This is a genomic window from Pseudobacteriovorax antillogorgiicola, from assembly GCF_900177345.1.
In the GTDB taxonomy this organism is placed as follows: domain Bacteria; phylum Bdellovibrionota_B; class Oligoflexia; order Oligoflexales; family Oligoflexaceae; genus Pseudobacteriovorax; species Pseudobacteriovorax antillogorgiicola.
In genome coordinates this window covers 91,195-106,410 of the sequence record NZ_FWZT01000013.1, presented here as the reverse complement: position 1 = coordinate 106,410, position 15,216 = coordinate 91,195, and the positions used below count along the sequence as shown (strand labels likewise).

The following is a 15,216-nucleotide window of genomic DNA, read 5'->3' as shown; positions in this document are numbered from 1 at the left end:
GCAAAGCGAACGGTAGGTAGTTGGACAAGGTGATGACGAGAAAGTGATCGATCATACGAGATACATACGCAGAGGCGACTACACTTTTTGGGCCACCCTATTCCAGCAACTATTTCAATAGGATTCCTGGGCTAAGCGTTTCTTTAATCTCATCGAGAGTCCAGGGGGCTAAGGAAACTCGCTTGTAGCAGTTGATCCTTGTGGAATTTGTTTCTATCTGCCAGTGATTGCCAATCTTATTAGCGATTTCGTATTCCCCGTCTCTAGGTTCAGAAATAATTCGCTCTATTTCTGTTTCAGATACACCGAGCTCTAGTAGCTCCTTCTTGTTTGGGTATTTTACTGACCAGAGGTTTAAGGAAGAGCCTGGAGTCCATATTTTGATCTCTTTGATGGCTTCTTTTGAATCAACATCTCCAACGAAGTCAAACAGGCAAAATTTATCCTTTCCTTGAGGGTATGTATTTGTTGAATGGCTAGGGAAAAGGCTGCCGTCGCTTTCGAAGTCGTTTTGTATGTCCTTAGTTACTTCGATAACGAAGTCGTTGGCTAAAGGCTTTAACTCATCTATGAAGTTTTGGAATTCTAACACCGAGCCTAGATCTTTCAAAATCAGATCATCGAAGACTGGGGCAATAGACTCTTGAGTTTTAGCAATCGTGTTTGCGCTAGACTCCAATAGAACTTTACTTTCCGTCGGTATAAAGCCTCCCTCTTCTTCATTAGTTCTTGAATTCCAAAGACTAATGATTTGATCTGGTGTCCAGGTAAAGCGGAGTTCGCTGCAACGTTCTGTTTTTGGAACTGAAATGAAGTTATTTGATATTTGGAACTGTCTTGAATCTGGACAGTGTAGGTGTGGTTCAGTACTTAGGATATCTAACTTATTATCGGTAAATAGAAAGATCGTGCTGTTGAAGTAACTGGTATGATAGGGGTTAGCCCAGTAGCCCTGGACTGACTTCTGTACAACTTCAGGATCAACATTCTTATCATCTTTGTCTGAACCGCAAGCAGCTGTCAAAATCATTGCTAAAGGAAAAGTGTATCTCAAAATCCGCTTCATCATTTGCTCCCTATAAAACTAAAGTAAATCAATATTTAACCACTAGAAAAAATTAGAAATTAAAGTCCAATCCAAGCTGCCAAGCACTTGGATCAGATTTACGTGCAGGAACATAGCTTACTTTCGGTTGGCTCCAACCAAATTTCTGACTGCTAAAATGATAGCTTTTAGGGGCTTGGTTAAGATGCTGAGGTTCGCTAGGTTGAGCATCTACACAGTCTCTAGAAGAGAATTCCCATATGCCGACGCCTAAGCCGAGCACGGAACCAACCAAAGCACCTTGAGCAGCGATTTTGCCCCCATCATTCTTGTCGTTGTCACCCGCAGCGTAAGCAAGCCCGCCGATCACTCCTCCGATGCCAATACCATAGAACATATCTTTAAACAGTACTCCGCCGCCGAGGCTGTCGCAGGCTATATCACGGGCGAAGGCCTGTGACGAGATAGTAGTACTGAGAAGTGTCGCTGTTAGAATAGGTCCGATTGCAATCTTCATGTTTTTGAAACTCCATTGTGTTGTCTGCACTAGGACCAACGTTGGAGCTTCAAAAATTGTCTCAATAAAAATAGAAAAAATATTAAGTCGGACTCAGTACTGCCTGTCCGTTAATCGGAAAAGGCAGGTGCTAAGACCAGAGCGTAGATATGGCAGGTAAATGATTGCAAAAGCGCAGATATAGCGAAGAATAGTTAGCCTATTGAGGTTTCTAAGCACTAGAAGCTAAATGACATTCCTATATTGATTTTTCCGTTAACCCCCTTCAGAGATTCGCTCGAAATGCTGTGGTTCAAATTGATAAAGGCACCTACAGAATACTGGTCTAAAACCCAGTGAGGATTTACCCGTAGAAAGAGGCTGTCAGCAATGGATTGGCTTTTTTTAGAGCTTGAATCGGACCACCAATCCCAGGAGTTTCTTTCTTCATGCCGGTATAGTTTGGCCCCAATGCCAGCACTCATACTTAAAGGCTGAGGTTTGTAGAAAAAATTGAAGCTACTTTCATATTGGATTCCATAATGGATTCCAAACGAGCTGTACTTCCAATCTTCAAAATTCTGATTTTCGATGAAAAAGTCATAAAATAGACTATGGTCTCTGCCGCCGATGCTTAGGTGGTCAGATGGAACCTGGAATGAGGCGTAGGTGTGTTGGTCTAGAGTCTGGCTATTCTGATTAAACAAAGCAAAAAGGAAGCTTAGGTGATTGTCATCGCGAGTGCTACCACCTTTCTTTTGCATGCTATTCCACCGGCTTCGCGGTAGCCAATGCATATTGTCTGCGTAGACCATCAGCTCTTGGTCTTTGGCGACTTCTATTTGCTTGCTACCGACCATGGGGCCGTTTGAAACAATTATATGGTAGGTTCCAATGGGGAGCTGAACTTTTTGACTTTCCCCTAATTTCTTACTGATGCTAAAGTGCTGGATGCCATCCTGGCGATTGATCTTAAGCATTCCTCCTAGGTCTTCGCCAACACGCACATAGCCTGATGATCGTTTCGGGAAGGACATAGCTAGTGCGCCCTTACCTGCAAGCTGAGAAACGAACTCGGGATTCTGCTGAACAGGATCGAAGCCGACAACACTTGTTTCAGACTTCATCTGTTTGTAGACATAAGAATAGAGTTCATTGACAGCTACAATGCCATCATCATCGCTATCAGCATGACCCACAAGGCCCGTATTTAAGTAGTGAGTGAAGATGCTGCCGCGGAGTCGATCGCTTTCGAAGGCATAATCTCGATCAGAAGTTGCTGCTAGGAATACATAACCACTTGGTTCATCGTACCGCGCAACTGGTAGAAAAACTTCTGAACTTAACCTAGTGACTCCCTTTTTAGAAAGGGCTGCTGCAAAACAACTATCTAGGATAGCGACTCTCGACCGGGCATCAACATCAGCAAGAAGTTGGTGCAGCTCTCCTTTTGGCATGGGGCCGTCTTTTAAGTGCAAACCGTCTTTATCGGAGTGTCCGGTGTAGTAAAATACAAACTTACCCTGGCATGATGGGCAATCTTGAAGAGTGCTGCGGGCTTTTTTGAATACTTCACGAAATTGTTCCACGCTGGGCTCATCTACTTGCAATATGTGCTCAGGCTGAACACCTCCTACACTGCGCATGACGCTCAGGAATCGCTCGCTATCTTTTTCCGAATAGCGTAAGGCAGGAAGTGACTTGTCGTAGGATCGCGGCGAACTCACTGCCAACACGAATGTAAGATTTTTCTTAGCTGCAAAAATCTGATTTGTGTTGAAAATCCAGAGGATTAGAAGAAATAAGCTCAATATTTGTGGCGTCATGGGTCTCTTTTCTCTCGTATGGTACAAACCGGGGGCAAGACTAACTTGACTCTGTTTTATTGCAAGCATTTTTTAGTTCAGCAGTAGAATTCTAAAATCTTCGAGAATCTTGCTACAAAAATTGCGGGAGGCTCGTTTCTTTAGTGGGTGTCTCGTTGTATGGCTAAGGAATATTAATGAAATTAGATAGTTCGAATCAGGAGGATGTTCGCTACCTCTATGAAAAAACGGGGCCAGCCGTGCTCAGTAAGATCGGGCGCATGATTTCGTCATCAAGTATTGCGGAGGAGATATTGCAAGATACCTTCGCCAAGCTTTGGATGTCGAACCTGACATTTGCTTTTGAAGGGCAGGCGTTTAACTGGATCTACAGAACCAGTCATAACGCAGCTATCGATCAAATTAGAAAGTCCCGGCGACATAGAGATGAGCCGTGGGAGCATGTGGAGTCCGTTTGCCAGGAGAAAAATGAGCAGATCTTGGTAGAAGTTCTTCACGATTTTGAGAAAATTTTAAGTCAACTAAAAGACCGCGATGCAGCGATCTATGTTTATCAAACGATTGATCAGATGACTCAGCATGAGATCGCAGAATTTATGGATATTTCTCGTGCCACAGTCGCCCGCTCATTGTCGTCGACCCAAAACCTTATAGCGAAAAGGAAAGAAGGATGAGCCAAGAAAATAAGTCACTGCTACAGATTCAACGGCAAGCCTTGGGTTACGATGTTGCTAACGCAGATGATCTCGATGTACGGCGAGAACAGGAGCGGATGAATACTCTATCATTGCCACCGTTAGAGCTGCCTACTAATACTAGACAGCCCTCAAAGGGTTCAGGTAATCAGAGCCGTTGGTACCGCTCGGGGATCTTGGCACTTGTAGCTATGGCCCTCCTAACCGTTTTTGTAGGGAACTTTCAGTCGGGGCACGAAGGTCTGCGTATCAAAGGGAAAGCTCAGGCTACGATATTTGTTCAAACTGAGAAGGGTTTAGATGTAAAAGACGATCATCGTCCTATCGAAGAGGGGCAAGCATTTCGTATTCAGGTGTCAGCTCCAGCTCCTTTCGAAGCCTGGTATGGAGTTTACAATCAACGAGGAGAAGCTTTGGATACAAGAGAGCAAATCTTACAAAGCTATCTTGTGAGCTCTCACGATAGCAAAAAGTTTTTTGTAGGTGGGCTTGCTCTCACCGAAGAAAACGAAGGAGAGGAGCTTCGTGTGGTAGTTTGCCCTGAGGGAAGTATTGATTCTGATAGAGTCGTTGATACTTTGAACCAAGGGGAAGTAGAACCTGGAATGTGTCACTTTCAAGTTCTACCTCTTCGTTAGTCCTATTATCCAGGGTTTTTGATCCCTAAGGCACCATCGGGGCCTACTTGTAAATTGCCTCAAGAAGATCGTCCCGAAATGTGAACACCTCTGCTGGCACTAGCTGAGTAAGCATGATCACTGCGATCTGATTTTCCAGGTCGATAGAAAAGATCGTGCTAGCAGCACCAGCCCAGAAAATCTGCCTCGATCCAAACTTTTCATCAATACCAAACCCCAAACCGAATCCTTCCGCTCCAGCGCTTTCCGGTAATGGAGCCAGTCCTGTTTGTTCCTCGGCCATTAATTCGATAGTCGAGCTTTGGAGAAGCTGTCTTTTGCCAAATCTCCCTCTACCTAGAATCAGCTCACAAAACTTCCGATAGTCGTCGAGTGTGGAGACAAGGCCCATCCCTCCTGCGATTAACCGAGGTTTTTTAGTAAAGGGACTAAATGGAATCTCGTCATCGGTTGCAGGAGCGATACCGTTAGTTTCCTGTGTTCGATAGACTTTTGCCAAGCGATGCCACTTTGTAGCAGGAGCGTAGAAGTCGGTATCTTCCATGCCCAGTGGGGTAAATATTCTCTCTGCCAGAAATCTATCCAAAGGAACTCCACTAAGAACCTCGATCAAGCGACCTTGAATTTCAACCGAGAAGCTGTAAACCCATTTGGTTCCAGGCTGGTAGGCCAATGGCAATGAGGCAAGCTTCTTGCTAAAGGTATCAAGACTCAAATTACGATCAAAAAGATCAGCATCTCGGTACTCCTGATCCACGTAGTCGTCTTCGTTGAAGCCATAGCTGAGACCTGCAGTATGAGAAAGGAGTTGTCTGATTGTTGGGGCTGATTTTGCCGCTTCAAAAATTGGGCCTGCATCGTTGCTCCCTATATAGACCCGAGGGTTGGCGAATTCAGGAAGATATTTTTCTATCGGTTCGTCAAGGCCGAACTTACCTTCTTCATATAGCATCATCAGTGCAGTGGAAACAATTGGCTTTGTCATGGAGTAAATTCGAAAGATTGTGTTATCTTCGATGGGGATGAGCTTCTCACGATCCTGATAGCCAAATGCGCTTCTGTATATAACATTACCAGACTCTACGACAAGAGAGCTTACACCCGCTAACCTTTCCCCAGAAACATAAGTGGACAAGCTCTGATCGAGCTTTTGTTTTAGATCGGCCTTGATCACGGACTGGCCGTAGAGTGTAGGAATATGCAGCAGATTATACAAGATAATACTGAGAGAAATAACTCGATTGAGCTTCATTGGGTTCCTCTATTTTTTATGATTCGATGATCCCACTTTATTCTTCTTGAGGTCGCACAGGCAACCTCTCTCTGCTACCGTGCCTGAGCTTCGCAACCAGATGGTACCTTCCGGTTGTTAAAGCGAAAAAAATCTTCGGATTGTCAACAGTTTCGTCACCGCAATGGTTAGTATATATAAGTGATTATAGCTAGTTATATTGGTTCCTATCTTGCATCGAAACTAGCTAACGATCCATTTTGAGGGAGTACTACCTAATGCCTGTTGTTATTATGCCGGAGTGGAACACACTAAGTATCGTAGCATACACAGTTTTTGCTATGCTTTGCCTTAGTTTCGGAGTTTTAGAGAGTAAGGGGTTGTTAACTCTGAATTATAGCAAATTTCGGACATCCCACGGGATGAGCAGCCGCTTAGGAATGTTCCTACTATATTTTGTCCCAATCTTGGCAGCAGATATCGCAACGTTTTGGTTTGTTGCGAGCTTTGATCTAGTAAAGCTTATAATTATTGCTGCGATTAATATTCACTTTATCAAGCGATGCCTAGAGGTTTTGTTTTTACACAAGTACTCGGGACCTATTAATATAGCCACGGTCATTCAAATTGCAGCTGCATATTCTCTGGCAGCCTTTCTCTTAGCTTATTTGAACCAATGGTCTATCGATCGAATCGATGGTCTATTTCTATTGGGAATGGTGCTGTTTGCGGTTGGCCAGGTTTCTAATTTGTATCACCACAAGCTTCTTGCTGACTTGAGAACCGATGACAATAGCTATAAGATACCGACGGGTGGCTTGTTCGAATTTGTGACAGCGCCTCACTACCTGATGGAGCTAAGTGCATGGCTCGGCGTTGCATTGATGTCTCGCCATCTTGCCGCTTACATGATTTTCGTGTGGACCTGTAGCTATCTGCTTGCGAGAGCGCTGAGAACCCATGCTTGGTATCATGAAAAATTTGCAGACTATCCCGATGATCGCAGGGTGATTGTACCCTTTATTCTTTAGAATCTAGACTTACATAATTGTGAGCCCACTCTATTCTTGGAACCAGCTTAGGGTGATCACGCCGGGCTTAGTGGCCGCAAAGTGATCGGTGATAGGTCTCAGAGCTATGGCGCCGATCGGGAAGAAAGCAGCGATCAATTTCTAGAAACGCCATCCGGTAAGGGAGATCTTTCTGACCTCTACGCGCACCCTACCAGCAAACCTGGTAGGCTCGTGAAAGCTAATCAAGAGGTCAGAGCCTGGTGGGCGCAGAAAAGCCATCACTCGAAGCTGGCGAAATGAGGGTTGCTCTCTACAGGAAGTGTAACTGACTCGCACATGGCTGGCTCTCCATTAGGCACTTCATTGTCGTCTTCATCATAAAATGCGTACACGGAGTAGGTTCCAGCAGATAGGCTCGCTACACTCCAACTTGTTATGGTCTCATCAACGTCGGCATTGCGGCAGCCGCCATCATCGCAGCTAGCCGTAGCAGAACCGCGACTGAGTACCGTCGTGCTAGAGCCGAAATCTTCACAGTCACCAGAGAAAAAAGCAGCATATACGGTTGCTCCCGACATGCTTGATGTGCAGTCACTGTTATCATCAACTGTGCACTCGAAGCTTATGTTTGGCAAGGTGTAACCTGAGTCAGCGCTGCTGCTGTCGCTTGAGTCATCGCCACATCCTGATGACAATATAAAAAAGGCTAGATATGGAAAAAGCAATTTGCTCATGATTGATACTCCAAACTGGGTTCGCATTCTATATATAGTCTAAAAGTATGGCTGAAATTGGTCAATAGGGCTTATCTAAGGTCGATGATATCAGCTGAGATCTGACGATAAAACTTGGGGAATGGTGTTTTTGAGTCCTAAGATCTCTGTTAAGCTCAGCCAAGTAATGCAGTGGCAAGGAGGTTCTCATGGCAAGATTCAGGTTTATTCTTATCGCCTTGTATTTTCTAGTTTCGTGGTTGTTTTTTGTTAACTTTCTGCGGAAGAGGAGCCCTCTAGCTGATCTAAGCTTTGCTGATCTCAAACGTTGGCAAGATCTATCTACTGGCACGAAAGTTAGTTTGGTAGCAGTTCCACTGACAGCGATGTTGCTGAGCTATGGAACTTGGATGAGCCTGATGTATTTTATTGGAGCGTTTTGAGGAGGCGTAGCCTCCTCAGTATATTATAGTATGGTAACGGTAAGGGTTGGTGCGGCATCAATATCACAGACGATTAGCGACAGCCGTGTCGCAGCCATCAGGTCGAGTTCGATATTTGCGGGTCGGTCACCTGTTATCGCGTAAGAATGCAAACTTAGGGGGGTGTCGCTGTCGAGTGAGATCGTGCCTGATTTCTCTAAACCTAAATCAAGTTCGTAGTGCTCATCAGCAATCTTAAGAGCATGGGTTCCCGCCGGCATCATCGTTTCTAAAGACTGGCACGAGCTGTCCATAGTGGGTTTAAATCGATAGGCATCGTCAGCGCTCCAATTGTTGAAGCTTGTCCGAAGGAAAACCGGGGGTTGGTTGCTGGACGGAGGCGGCTTTACTGATGAATCAGAGCCTGGGATCAATTCATCATCACGACAATCGGCCTCTAGGATGAATGCTGCCGAACGGGCAGGAAGTGTAATTCTAGTGTCTCCAAGTCTTTCTAGCTGCTCTCTGCTGTTGACCATGAAACGACGACCGCTCATCAGCTCGACATAACAAGATCCCATTTCTAAAGACTTTGCGTGAATTGCATCAATCTCTAGGTCTTTATTGCCAAAATGCAAGATGCTTAGGCCTTTGCTGCCTCGATCAACAAATAGTGTTTCCTCAGGGTTACATGATGTACAGTAGTCTTCGCTTTGGTAGCGATCACTGTAGATTTCGCCAGAGGTCTCTCTGCGGAAACGAAGTGCAGCCAAGACCATCTTTTCCTTGTAGTCGGCGCCAGCATTGATACCAACGTGTTCGTCAGATCCGTAGACGAGAGTCCTGCCGTCAGTGGCTGTTAAAAAGTAAGCATGGCCAAGCATGGCCTGTTGATAATCTTTAAGAATGAACATATCACCGACAACAGAGTCGTGAATGCGGGCGAAGTAGATAGGTGACTTCAGACTATTAAGGTAGATGCTGCGATCGAAATTTTCGAGGCTAAACCATGATTGTTCAGTATCGTCAACAACAGGAAATAGCTTCTTCTGCCAGCCGCGGTTATCTCCCGAGCGAATTTCATCTTCCAGGTAGGACCGCCGAAGTACGCTAACATTTAACTGGCCACGGCCATATTCTTCAACTAGATCGTTAAACACGGTGTGATACATAAAGGTATCGAGAAGAAAGAAGTCGGTGATGTCCATTCGTTCACGGTAGGCATTGGCAATATCAACCTTAGAAGTAGCCATTTCACCATAAACATATAACTTTTTCTCGGTGAGCCATTCGCCGTCAACCTGCTGATTGTCAGCCGTAAGGCGTTCTCCTAAACGCTCGATCAGTTCAGCGAAATATGTGTCTGGAATATGCTTGACCGCATCCAGTCGGAAGCCATCGATACCAAGACGTAGCATTTTTTCTAGTAGGTCTACATGAGATTCGATTACGAAGTTATGAGAGGTGTTAAGAGACGGAAGTCCTGGATACCATTTGATAAGTACTTTTTCACTGTTATCCCATTCATTTTCGTAGATCGGGTGGCTATCTGCTGTGAGTTCGAAGTAGTAGTTACGAACGATCAAAGCGCTGTTACCAAACAACTGTGTCCAAGACTTGGCAAATGCTTCATTGAATCGACATTCTTGGTATTCGTTTGCATCAGTGCTGCAGTAGAGGTTGCCATTGATTTCCCTAATATCTGTTCCTTTACTTGCGGCGAGGCGCTTAAGGTCATAGTAAAGCCATGGTAGCTCTTGCCGAACAAAAAGTGCTTCCAACGAGCGTCTGGATCTTAGGTTGTACGGGCTCACTCGGGGAAGCCCTTGTTGCGCAACAAAATCATCGAAACGACGGCTGAGAGCCCGTTCGGGGGAAAGGAAGAAATCTATCTCATCAATGAAGCTTGTCGCTGCTAAAAAGTTAAATTCAAGACGGTCTAAAAAGAGATCATAGTTGATAAAGTGTTCTGGCTTGTATAAGTCATTATAGTGAAGGACATCATCAACCCCCAGACGCAATGGATCAGCCATATGATTCAGGATAGTGTCAGCAATCACGCGTATACCCCGAGCGTGCGCCTCCCTAATGAGTTGACGGAGCTCATCCTCACGACCATATTTGCTATTAAAACTACGATGGTCAATAGGCTGGTAAGCCTCCCACCAGATGCCGTATTTATCTAATGATCGTTGCGGGGGCGATATTTGAATCATCGAGTATCCTGCCTCATGAATTTGAGGCAGGTTTTCTAAGATGTATTCGTAGCTCATGTTGAAGGCTTGTAAAATGATGTCAGGGTTTTTGGGCGGATTGCTGGTTGTTTGAGCCTTGATCGCAGCCAAGTGTGTCCAGTCGATGCTACGATCTACACCGTAGAGCGTTTTAATCTCTGCAACACCTTCCTTTTCTACGATAGCTGAATTATTAATCTGGTCCTTCAGGCCTATGTTCACTTTTTGAGGAATACTTTTAGGGGCGGTCTCTCCTAAGACGAAGGATCGACTAGCATCTCGAAAGCCGAATGCTTTGGGAACACTGGGGTTTGGTGTTGGTACTGCTTGATTACCTTCACAAGCACTTTGGTTGACGCAAAGCTCGGCGTTTTGCGGGCTCACTTTTTCTGATTCTTCATTGCTACAGTTGCTAAACAAGGGCACAAGTAGGGCAGGTAAGAGCCTCATTATCATCTTCACTACAGTCTCCTTAATCAAAATGTAAGTGTTCGAGAGATCCTTGCATATCTCGTAAATTAACGAATAAATCAAACTCAACTTTTCTGTTAATAGTCCATAAATTGCGACAGATATCTCTATTTATGGTCATAATCAAAGTTACACCGAAGTTAGCCTCACCACGTATAAACACGAAAATGTTGTAAAAAAACTATATTTGTCGCTCTTAGGCAAAAGGTTTTTCGGGATAGATGCAAGTATTTTTTTGAGGCTTAACGGAAAACTCTGTCAGCGAATATCACGAAACTAAGATACTTTGCAGCTGTTCTAGGCAATTTTGAAGGACCCCTGCGCTCCGGCTTCCTCGATAGAATAGACACTATCATCGCCAACTAATCGAGGTTGATATGAGTTATACAAGTGGCATGCAAGCCTTTGTTTGGCTTGTGATAGCTTTATTTCTTCCACTAAAATCTTTAAGCGCTGGCTCAACAATAAGAACATGGTGGCATTCGCAATCAGTGCAAACCAAAGGCCCTATAAGCCTTTGGCAAGTTCGTAGTTCTTCAGAATACGAGGTTTTTGTTCGCCCTACAAATCCAAGTGATAGCAAAGGTCAGCCATCCTTTGTTTATAAAAGCATCCCACGGAACGGTGAGCAGCAGCTCCCATATGGTGATCAAGATGGGGCAGAGTTTGCTGTAAGTACGAATCTGTCGATGAATTGGACAAGCTTTCAATACAGTGCCGACGTATTTGTAGACATAAGGAGACAGAAGCCTATTAGCCCTACGAGCCTAGTGTCAATCAAACCGTCGTTCCTAAATTTAAGCTATGAACAGATTGACTCTCATACGGTACGGGTTCGAGTTCCTTATCGAAGGATGGGCTATCGTATATCCATAGAGTTCGATGACGACCTCTACTGGAGCTACAGCGACCCATCGTTTCATGGTGGACTCCTCAATACCGCGGGGGTGGGGGCAAGGATTCACCAAGAGCCTCGGAATGCCTTGCTCATCTTCGCCGAGGATCTCGATAGTTTTCCTGCTGCCGATGATGTCGCTAAGAACAGTGAAACATATTTTCCCTTGCCTGGATTGATAGAGCCAGAACTGTGGCAGGGCTATCGAAAGATTGTCTTTCGGACTGGGGTTTACTATCTTGCCCCCCAGAGCCATGCTTTCTTACCCCCCTCTGTGACTGAGCTATATTTGGAAGGAGGAGCATATGTAAAAGGCTCTTTCGAATTTCAAGGTCGCGAGCAATCCTATAGTGTGTCAGGGCTAGGAGTGATTTCAGGTGAGATATACCCCTATGAGGCTGACCGTAAAAATCAATATCAACGCAGCAATCAGGGGCAGTGCCACGGGGATTGCATTAAACTTCTACAGTTTTTTTCGAGTAAGAAGCCGCAGCAGCTCCGCCTCGAAGGCATTACGCTAGCAAACCCACCGTATCACAGCTTCGTCGTCTATGGAGATTCAACGAGCTTTGCTATGACGGTGAGTCGTTTCAAGCAGGTGGGTGCTTGGTATTGGCAAACGGATGGGCTTGAGCTCCTCGATGGCAGTTCGATGAGGCATAGCTTCTTTCACTCTAATGACGATGTTATCAAGCTCTATCATAGCAACTTGCGAATCAGTGATATTGTTGTGTGGAAGGCAGAAAATGGGCCGGTTATACAAATGGGCTGGGTACCACGGGCGATTCGTAACATTAAGGTTAATGGCATTTATGTCATCCACAATCGCATGTATTGGAACGATCAGAAACACAACCATTGCCTCATCAATAGTGCCAGACACTATCTGGACAGTGGGTCTGACAACCTTGCCGATAGCAGCAAGACGATCTCTGATGTGACGATCGATGGAGTTATCGCTGAGGGCCTTCAGCTTTGTGCTTTGCGTCTTTATTTATTGGGTAACCTTGAATCGCTAACTATTAAAAATCTGTTCGTCGATGCCTGGAACGACTTACTTTATACGTCGCAACTCAGCTTACTAATGCCAATGACTAACCCAGAGGGGGAGACTGTCCGTATTGGAAGCCCAATGCAACCTATCGGTTTGCAATTAAGGAATTACTGGGTGGCTGGACAAAGAGTGTCTCTAGAAAGAGACAATTGGCGATATTTCCAGATTGGTCGCCTTGCGTTCCAAACTGAGCTAAGCCCCTATTGGTATCTTGATTAAGTTCCTCCTTGATAGTTGCCTAAGCTCCGGGCGTAGAACCGCCCGGACTCACTTAGACTCGTCCAGGCAACTTGCTAATGCTTGAAAACAGCTATCTCGCTAAGATTTGTGTAGTAGCGAAGGCCAAGGTGCTGGTTGGCGGGATCTTTTTCCAAGCCTCCTGCCTGACCAACAATTCGTAGGCCTTTGGTCTTGATCAGTGGAAATCTAAGCCAGTGGTCGACAAACTGTCCTTTTAGCCATGGGCTATTGTCGAAGTTGATAGGGGTTAACCACTGAACCCCTGGAACAGAAAGCCACTGGCCTTTGGCGCCGAGGTACTGGAGGTCGAAACTGGTGAACCAGCCGCCCCACTCCTGAATGCGACCATAGCGGAACATGAAGCTACCGATTTCTTGAGACTGATCCCAGCGCAGCTCATAGATATCCGTTTTGGGAGACTCTTGGCGATTCGTTGAGTAAAATGTGTTCCATAACTTACCATCTCGCAAAATATCAATATCTTGGCCTGGGTTTTCTAGGTCATTTTCACTGATGCTTAGGCTAGAAGCTAGCGGTGCAAGGTTGTGGCTGTGAACCTCGATCTGATAATCCCTTTGGGCAGCTTGCTTGCCCTGTCGCGCCTCTAAGGTAAATTGAAAGTGACCCAATTGCGTAGGGGTCCCTAGCAAACGTCCTTGTTCAAATCGTAAGCCAGCAGGCAGCTGACCTCGAATCAAATAACTTGGGGTATTTTCTAGATGAGTGGCGATAGCCTTGGAAAACTCTTTGAATGCCTCCACGTGAATAGGTGGCACCGCTGGTAACTCAAGAGGAGGTATGAATCGTGCTCCTGGGTTGATTTCCAGATACCGCTGACCCTTTTCTTGAATGATGCGACCGCCACTCTTCTGTATAACTTTAAGTCCCTGCTGGGCTGTTCTTAGGGCCATGTCGCTAATCGTAGCGTCTGGTAAATCGTAGCGACTGATATTTACATACTGGTCATTGAATGGCTGAGACCAGATCTGCTCCCCTAAGGGGTAAAGTAGCTCTTGGGGAATCCCCTTGAGGCCGTGGATAATTCCCAGCAATCCGCTCATCGTTGCAGCTTGATTATCGGCATCGAAACCCATGCCGCTGGCATAGTCTAGGGTTTTTTGGAAGTCTCCCTGACCATAAAGGAGGGCTAAAATCCCGCAGGCTCCATTGAGATTGGCATCCAGAGCAGCCCAGGATTCAGGGTTGTAGTCGAAATTTTTATAGTAGCGATCTGCAATGCGACGCCGGGCTTCTTGCCAATCTTCAGGATACTGGCGGTAAAGCTGCTTAGCATATTCTACCGTTTCACGAAAGCGGCTGTTTCCAGGCAGAGCTTGCAAGCCTATTTCGATGAGTTGATTGACGTCGTCTTCAAAGAAGGCTGCGGCATACATGGCACCATAGTGAATTGTAGGTTCAATTCCAAATCTGTCATTGGTTATCCGTGCGGCCCAGGCCGATTTTTGGCTAGCGTAGGTTATCATCCCAGGAGACGTAACAGCCCATATCTCATTGATCAATTGTGGGTCGATCTGGAACCATTCGCTATTGAGTTGCTCTGAGCCTGTAAGAGGCGGGTGGTAACCGATTTTCATCAGATTGAGAGCCATCCGATTCGCAGCCCAAACTTTCTCTCGAATGTGGTAGGTCCAAAACTTACTGAGGTCCTCATAGCGAGGGGTGGTGCCGTGCTTTTCCATAGCAAGGAGGTATATGTATTCAATGTCGGTGTCATCATCGGAGAATGCACCGTTGTAGCGTCGTACTCGTTCTAGGCTGGAACCATAACCGTATGGAAACTGGTCTGGGCCCGGTTCATCGATGAAAGCAAACTCGTAACTCAAGCCGTAGATGTTGCCAACAATTTGCCCCAGCCATGAGGCTAGTACCTTCTCCTGGTACTCTGCTTCCGAGATTCTGAGAGATGACGTTTCCTTAGAAGTGGCTTGCACCGATGGTGAAAGCCAGCTGAGCACACTTGCTGTGATACAGCTATACCAAAAATATTTCATATTAACCCCATGTCTGATGTTTCAGATAGGGCTCAAGCTAGCAAATATTGACGATGCCTCAACCTGGATTGTGGATCCCTAAAACTCAATGGCACATATTTTGCTCTATAGTGAAAGCTGAGTTGTTAAAATTATTTTATTTTAAGGGGAAGGAATTCACTACGAGCTTGCTAACGGGCCACAGGAAAGACCTTGCTTACATTCTGCTATAACCTTACCCATGGGAAGTGA

Annotated in this window: 12 protein-coding genes; 5 read left to right on the top strand and 7 right to left on the bottom strand. The window is 45.5% G+C overall.

What is annotated here, in order from left to right:
• Positions 1–109 precede the first annotated feature (109 nt).
• The 3 genes from B9N89_RS17250 to B9N89_RS17240 all read right to left on the bottom strand — a co-directional run bounded on the left by B9N89_RS17250 (position 110) and on the right by B9N89_RS17240 (position 3,367).
• Positions 110–1,066 (bottom strand): hypothetical protein, encoded by a 957-nt coding sequence (locus B9N89_RS17250; protein ID WP_132321133.1) that lies wholly within the window; start codon positions 1,064–1,066, stop codon positions 110–112.
• A 52-nt stretch (positions 1,067–1,118) separates the two neighbouring features.
• Positions 1,119–1,562 (bottom strand): hypothetical protein, encoded by a 444-nt coding sequence (locus tag B9N89_RS17245; RefSeq protein ID WP_132321131.1) that lies wholly within the window; start codon positions 1,560–1,562, stop codon positions 1,119–1,121.
• 218 nt (positions 1,563–1,780) lie between these two features.
• Positions 1,781–3,367 carry a caspase family protein gene (locus B9N89_RS17240; RefSeq protein WP_132321129.1) on the bottom strand — a complete coding sequence of 529 codons (1,587 nt, stop codon included), beginning with the start codon at positions 3,365–3,367 and terminating at the stop codon, positions 1,781–1,783.
• 176 nt (positions 3,368–3,543) lie between these two features.
• Here B9N89_RS17240 and B9N89_RS17235 point away from each other — a divergent pair, with 176 nt between their 5' ends.
• Positions 3,544–4,041 carry an RNA polymerase sigma factor gene (locus B9N89_RS17235; protein WP_132321127.1) on the top strand — a complete coding sequence of 166 codons (498 nt, stop codon included), beginning with the start codon at positions 3,544–3,546 and terminating at the stop codon, positions 4,039–4,041.
• Positions 4,038–4,700 (top strand): hypothetical protein, encoded by a 663-nt coding sequence (locus B9N89_RS17230; protein ID WP_132321125.1) that lies wholly within the window; start codon positions 4,038–4,040, stop codon positions 4,698–4,700. Before B9N89_RS17235 ends, B9N89_RS17230 begins: the two co-directional genes overlap by 4 nt.
• Before the next feature lie 43 nt (positions 4,701–4,743).
• Here the strand turns inward: B9N89_RS17230 and B9N89_RS17225 are convergent, their stop codons facing one another.
• Complete coding sequence (locus tag B9N89_RS17225) at positions 4,744–5,952, bottom strand: serine hydrolase domain-containing protein (protein WP_132321123.1); 1,209 nt, start codon at positions 5,950–5,952, stop codon at positions 4,744–4,746.
• A gap of 257 nt (positions 5,953–6,209) precedes the next feature.
• Here B9N89_RS17225 and B9N89_RS17220 point away from each other — a divergent pair, with 257 nt between their 5' ends.
• The gene (locus B9N89_RS17220; RefSeq protein ID WP_132321121.1) at positions 6,210–6,962 is read left to right on the top strand and encodes a methyltransferase; all 753 of its coding nucleotides are present in this window, start codon (positions 6,210–6,212) and stop codon (positions 6,960–6,962) included.
• 260 nt (positions 6,963–7,222) lie between these two features.
• On the opposite strand, the gene B9N89_RS17215 is transcribed toward B9N89_RS17220, so the two are convergent.
• Positions 7,223–7,678 carry a hypothetical protein gene (locus tag B9N89_RS17215; protein WP_132321119.1) on the bottom strand — a complete coding sequence of 152 codons (456 nt, stop codon included), beginning with the start codon at positions 7,676–7,678 and terminating at the stop codon, positions 7,223–7,225.
• A gap of 188 nt (positions 7,679–7,866) precedes the next feature.
• Between B9N89_RS17215 and B9N89_RS17210 the strand changes: the two genes are divergently transcribed.
• The gene (locus B9N89_RS17210; RefSeq protein ID WP_132321117.1) at positions 7,867–8,100 is read left to right on the top strand and encodes a hypothetical protein; all 234 of its coding nucleotides are present in this window, start codon (positions 7,867–7,869) and stop codon (positions 8,098–8,100) included.
• A 23-nt stretch (positions 8,101–8,123) separates the two neighbouring features.
• On the opposite strand, the gene B9N89_RS17205 is transcribed toward B9N89_RS17210, so the two are convergent.
• The gene (locus B9N89_RS17205) at positions 8,124–10,769 is read right to left on the bottom strand and encodes an alpha-amylase family glycosyl hydrolase (RefSeq protein WP_234996125.1); all 2,646 of its coding nucleotides are present in this window, start codon (positions 10,767–10,769) and stop codon (positions 8,124–8,126) included.
• A 392-nt stretch (positions 10,770–11,161) separates the two neighbouring features.
• Here B9N89_RS17205 and B9N89_RS17200 point away from each other — a divergent pair, with 392 nt between their 5' ends.
• Complete coding sequence (locus B9N89_RS17200) at positions 11,162–12,952, top strand: family 49 glycosyl hydrolase (RefSeq protein ID WP_132321113.1); 1,791 nt, start codon at positions 11,162–11,164, stop codon at positions 12,950–12,952.
• 74 nt (positions 12,953–13,026) lie between these two features.
• Here B9N89_RS17200 and B9N89_RS17195 read toward each other — a convergent pair whose 3' ends face one another.
• Positions 13,027–14,985, bottom strand: coding sequence for an ADP-ribosylglycohydrolase family protein (locus B9N89_RS17195; RefSeq protein WP_132321111.1), 1,959 nt, complete (start codon positions 14,983–14,985; stop codon positions 13,027–13,029).
• Positions 14,986–15,216: the final 231 nt, after the last annotated feature.

Excerpts from the sequence above, each read along its gene's own strand:
- B9N89_RS17250 (WP_132321133.1), bottom strand. The coding sequence starts at position 1,066 with ATGAAGCGGATTTTGAGATACACTTTTCCTTTAGCAATGATTTTGACA.
- B9N89_RS17245 (WP_132321131.1), bottom strand. The coding sequence starts at position 1,562 with ATGAAGATTGCAATCGGACCTATTCTAACAGCGACACTTCTCAGTACT.
- B9N89_RS17240 (WP_132321129.1), bottom strand. The coding sequence starts at position 3,367 with ATGACGCCACAAATATTGAGCTTATTTCTTCTAATCCTCTGGATTTTC.
- B9N89_RS17235 (WP_132321127.1), top strand. The coding sequence starts at position 3,544 with ATGAAATTAGATAGTTCGAATCAGGAGGATGTTCGCTACCTCTATGAA.
- B9N89_RS17230 (WP_132321125.1), top strand. The coding sequence starts at position 4,038 with ATGAGCCAAGAAAATAAGTCACTGCTACAGATTCAACGGCAAGCCTTG.
- B9N89_RS17225 (WP_132321123.1), bottom strand. The coding sequence starts at position 5,952 with ATGAAGCTCAATCGAGTTATTTCTCTCAGTATTATCTTGTATAATCTG.
- B9N89_RS17220 (WP_132321121.1), top strand. The coding sequence starts at position 6,210 with ATGCCTGTTGTTATTATGCCGGAGTGGAACACACTAAGTATCGTAGCA.
- B9N89_RS17215 (WP_132321119.1), bottom strand. The coding sequence starts at position 7,678 with ATGAGCAAATTGCTTTTTCCATATCTAGCCTTTTTTATATTGTCATCA.
- B9N89_RS17210 (WP_132321117.1), top strand. The coding sequence starts at position 7,867 with ATGGCAAGATTCAGGTTTATTCTTATCGCCTTGTATTTTCTAGTTTCG.
- B9N89_RS17205 (WP_234996125.1), bottom strand. The coding sequence starts at position 10,769 with ATGATAATGAGGCTCTTACCTGCCCTACTTGTGCCCTTGTTTAGCAAC.
- B9N89_RS17200 (WP_132321113.1), top strand. The coding sequence starts at position 11,162 with ATGAGTTATACAAGTGGCATGCAAGCCTTTGTTTGGCTTGTGATAGCT.
- B9N89_RS17195 (WP_132321111.1), bottom strand. The coding sequence starts at position 14,985 with ATGAAATATTTTTGGTATAGCTGTATCACAGCAAGTGTGCTCAGCTGG.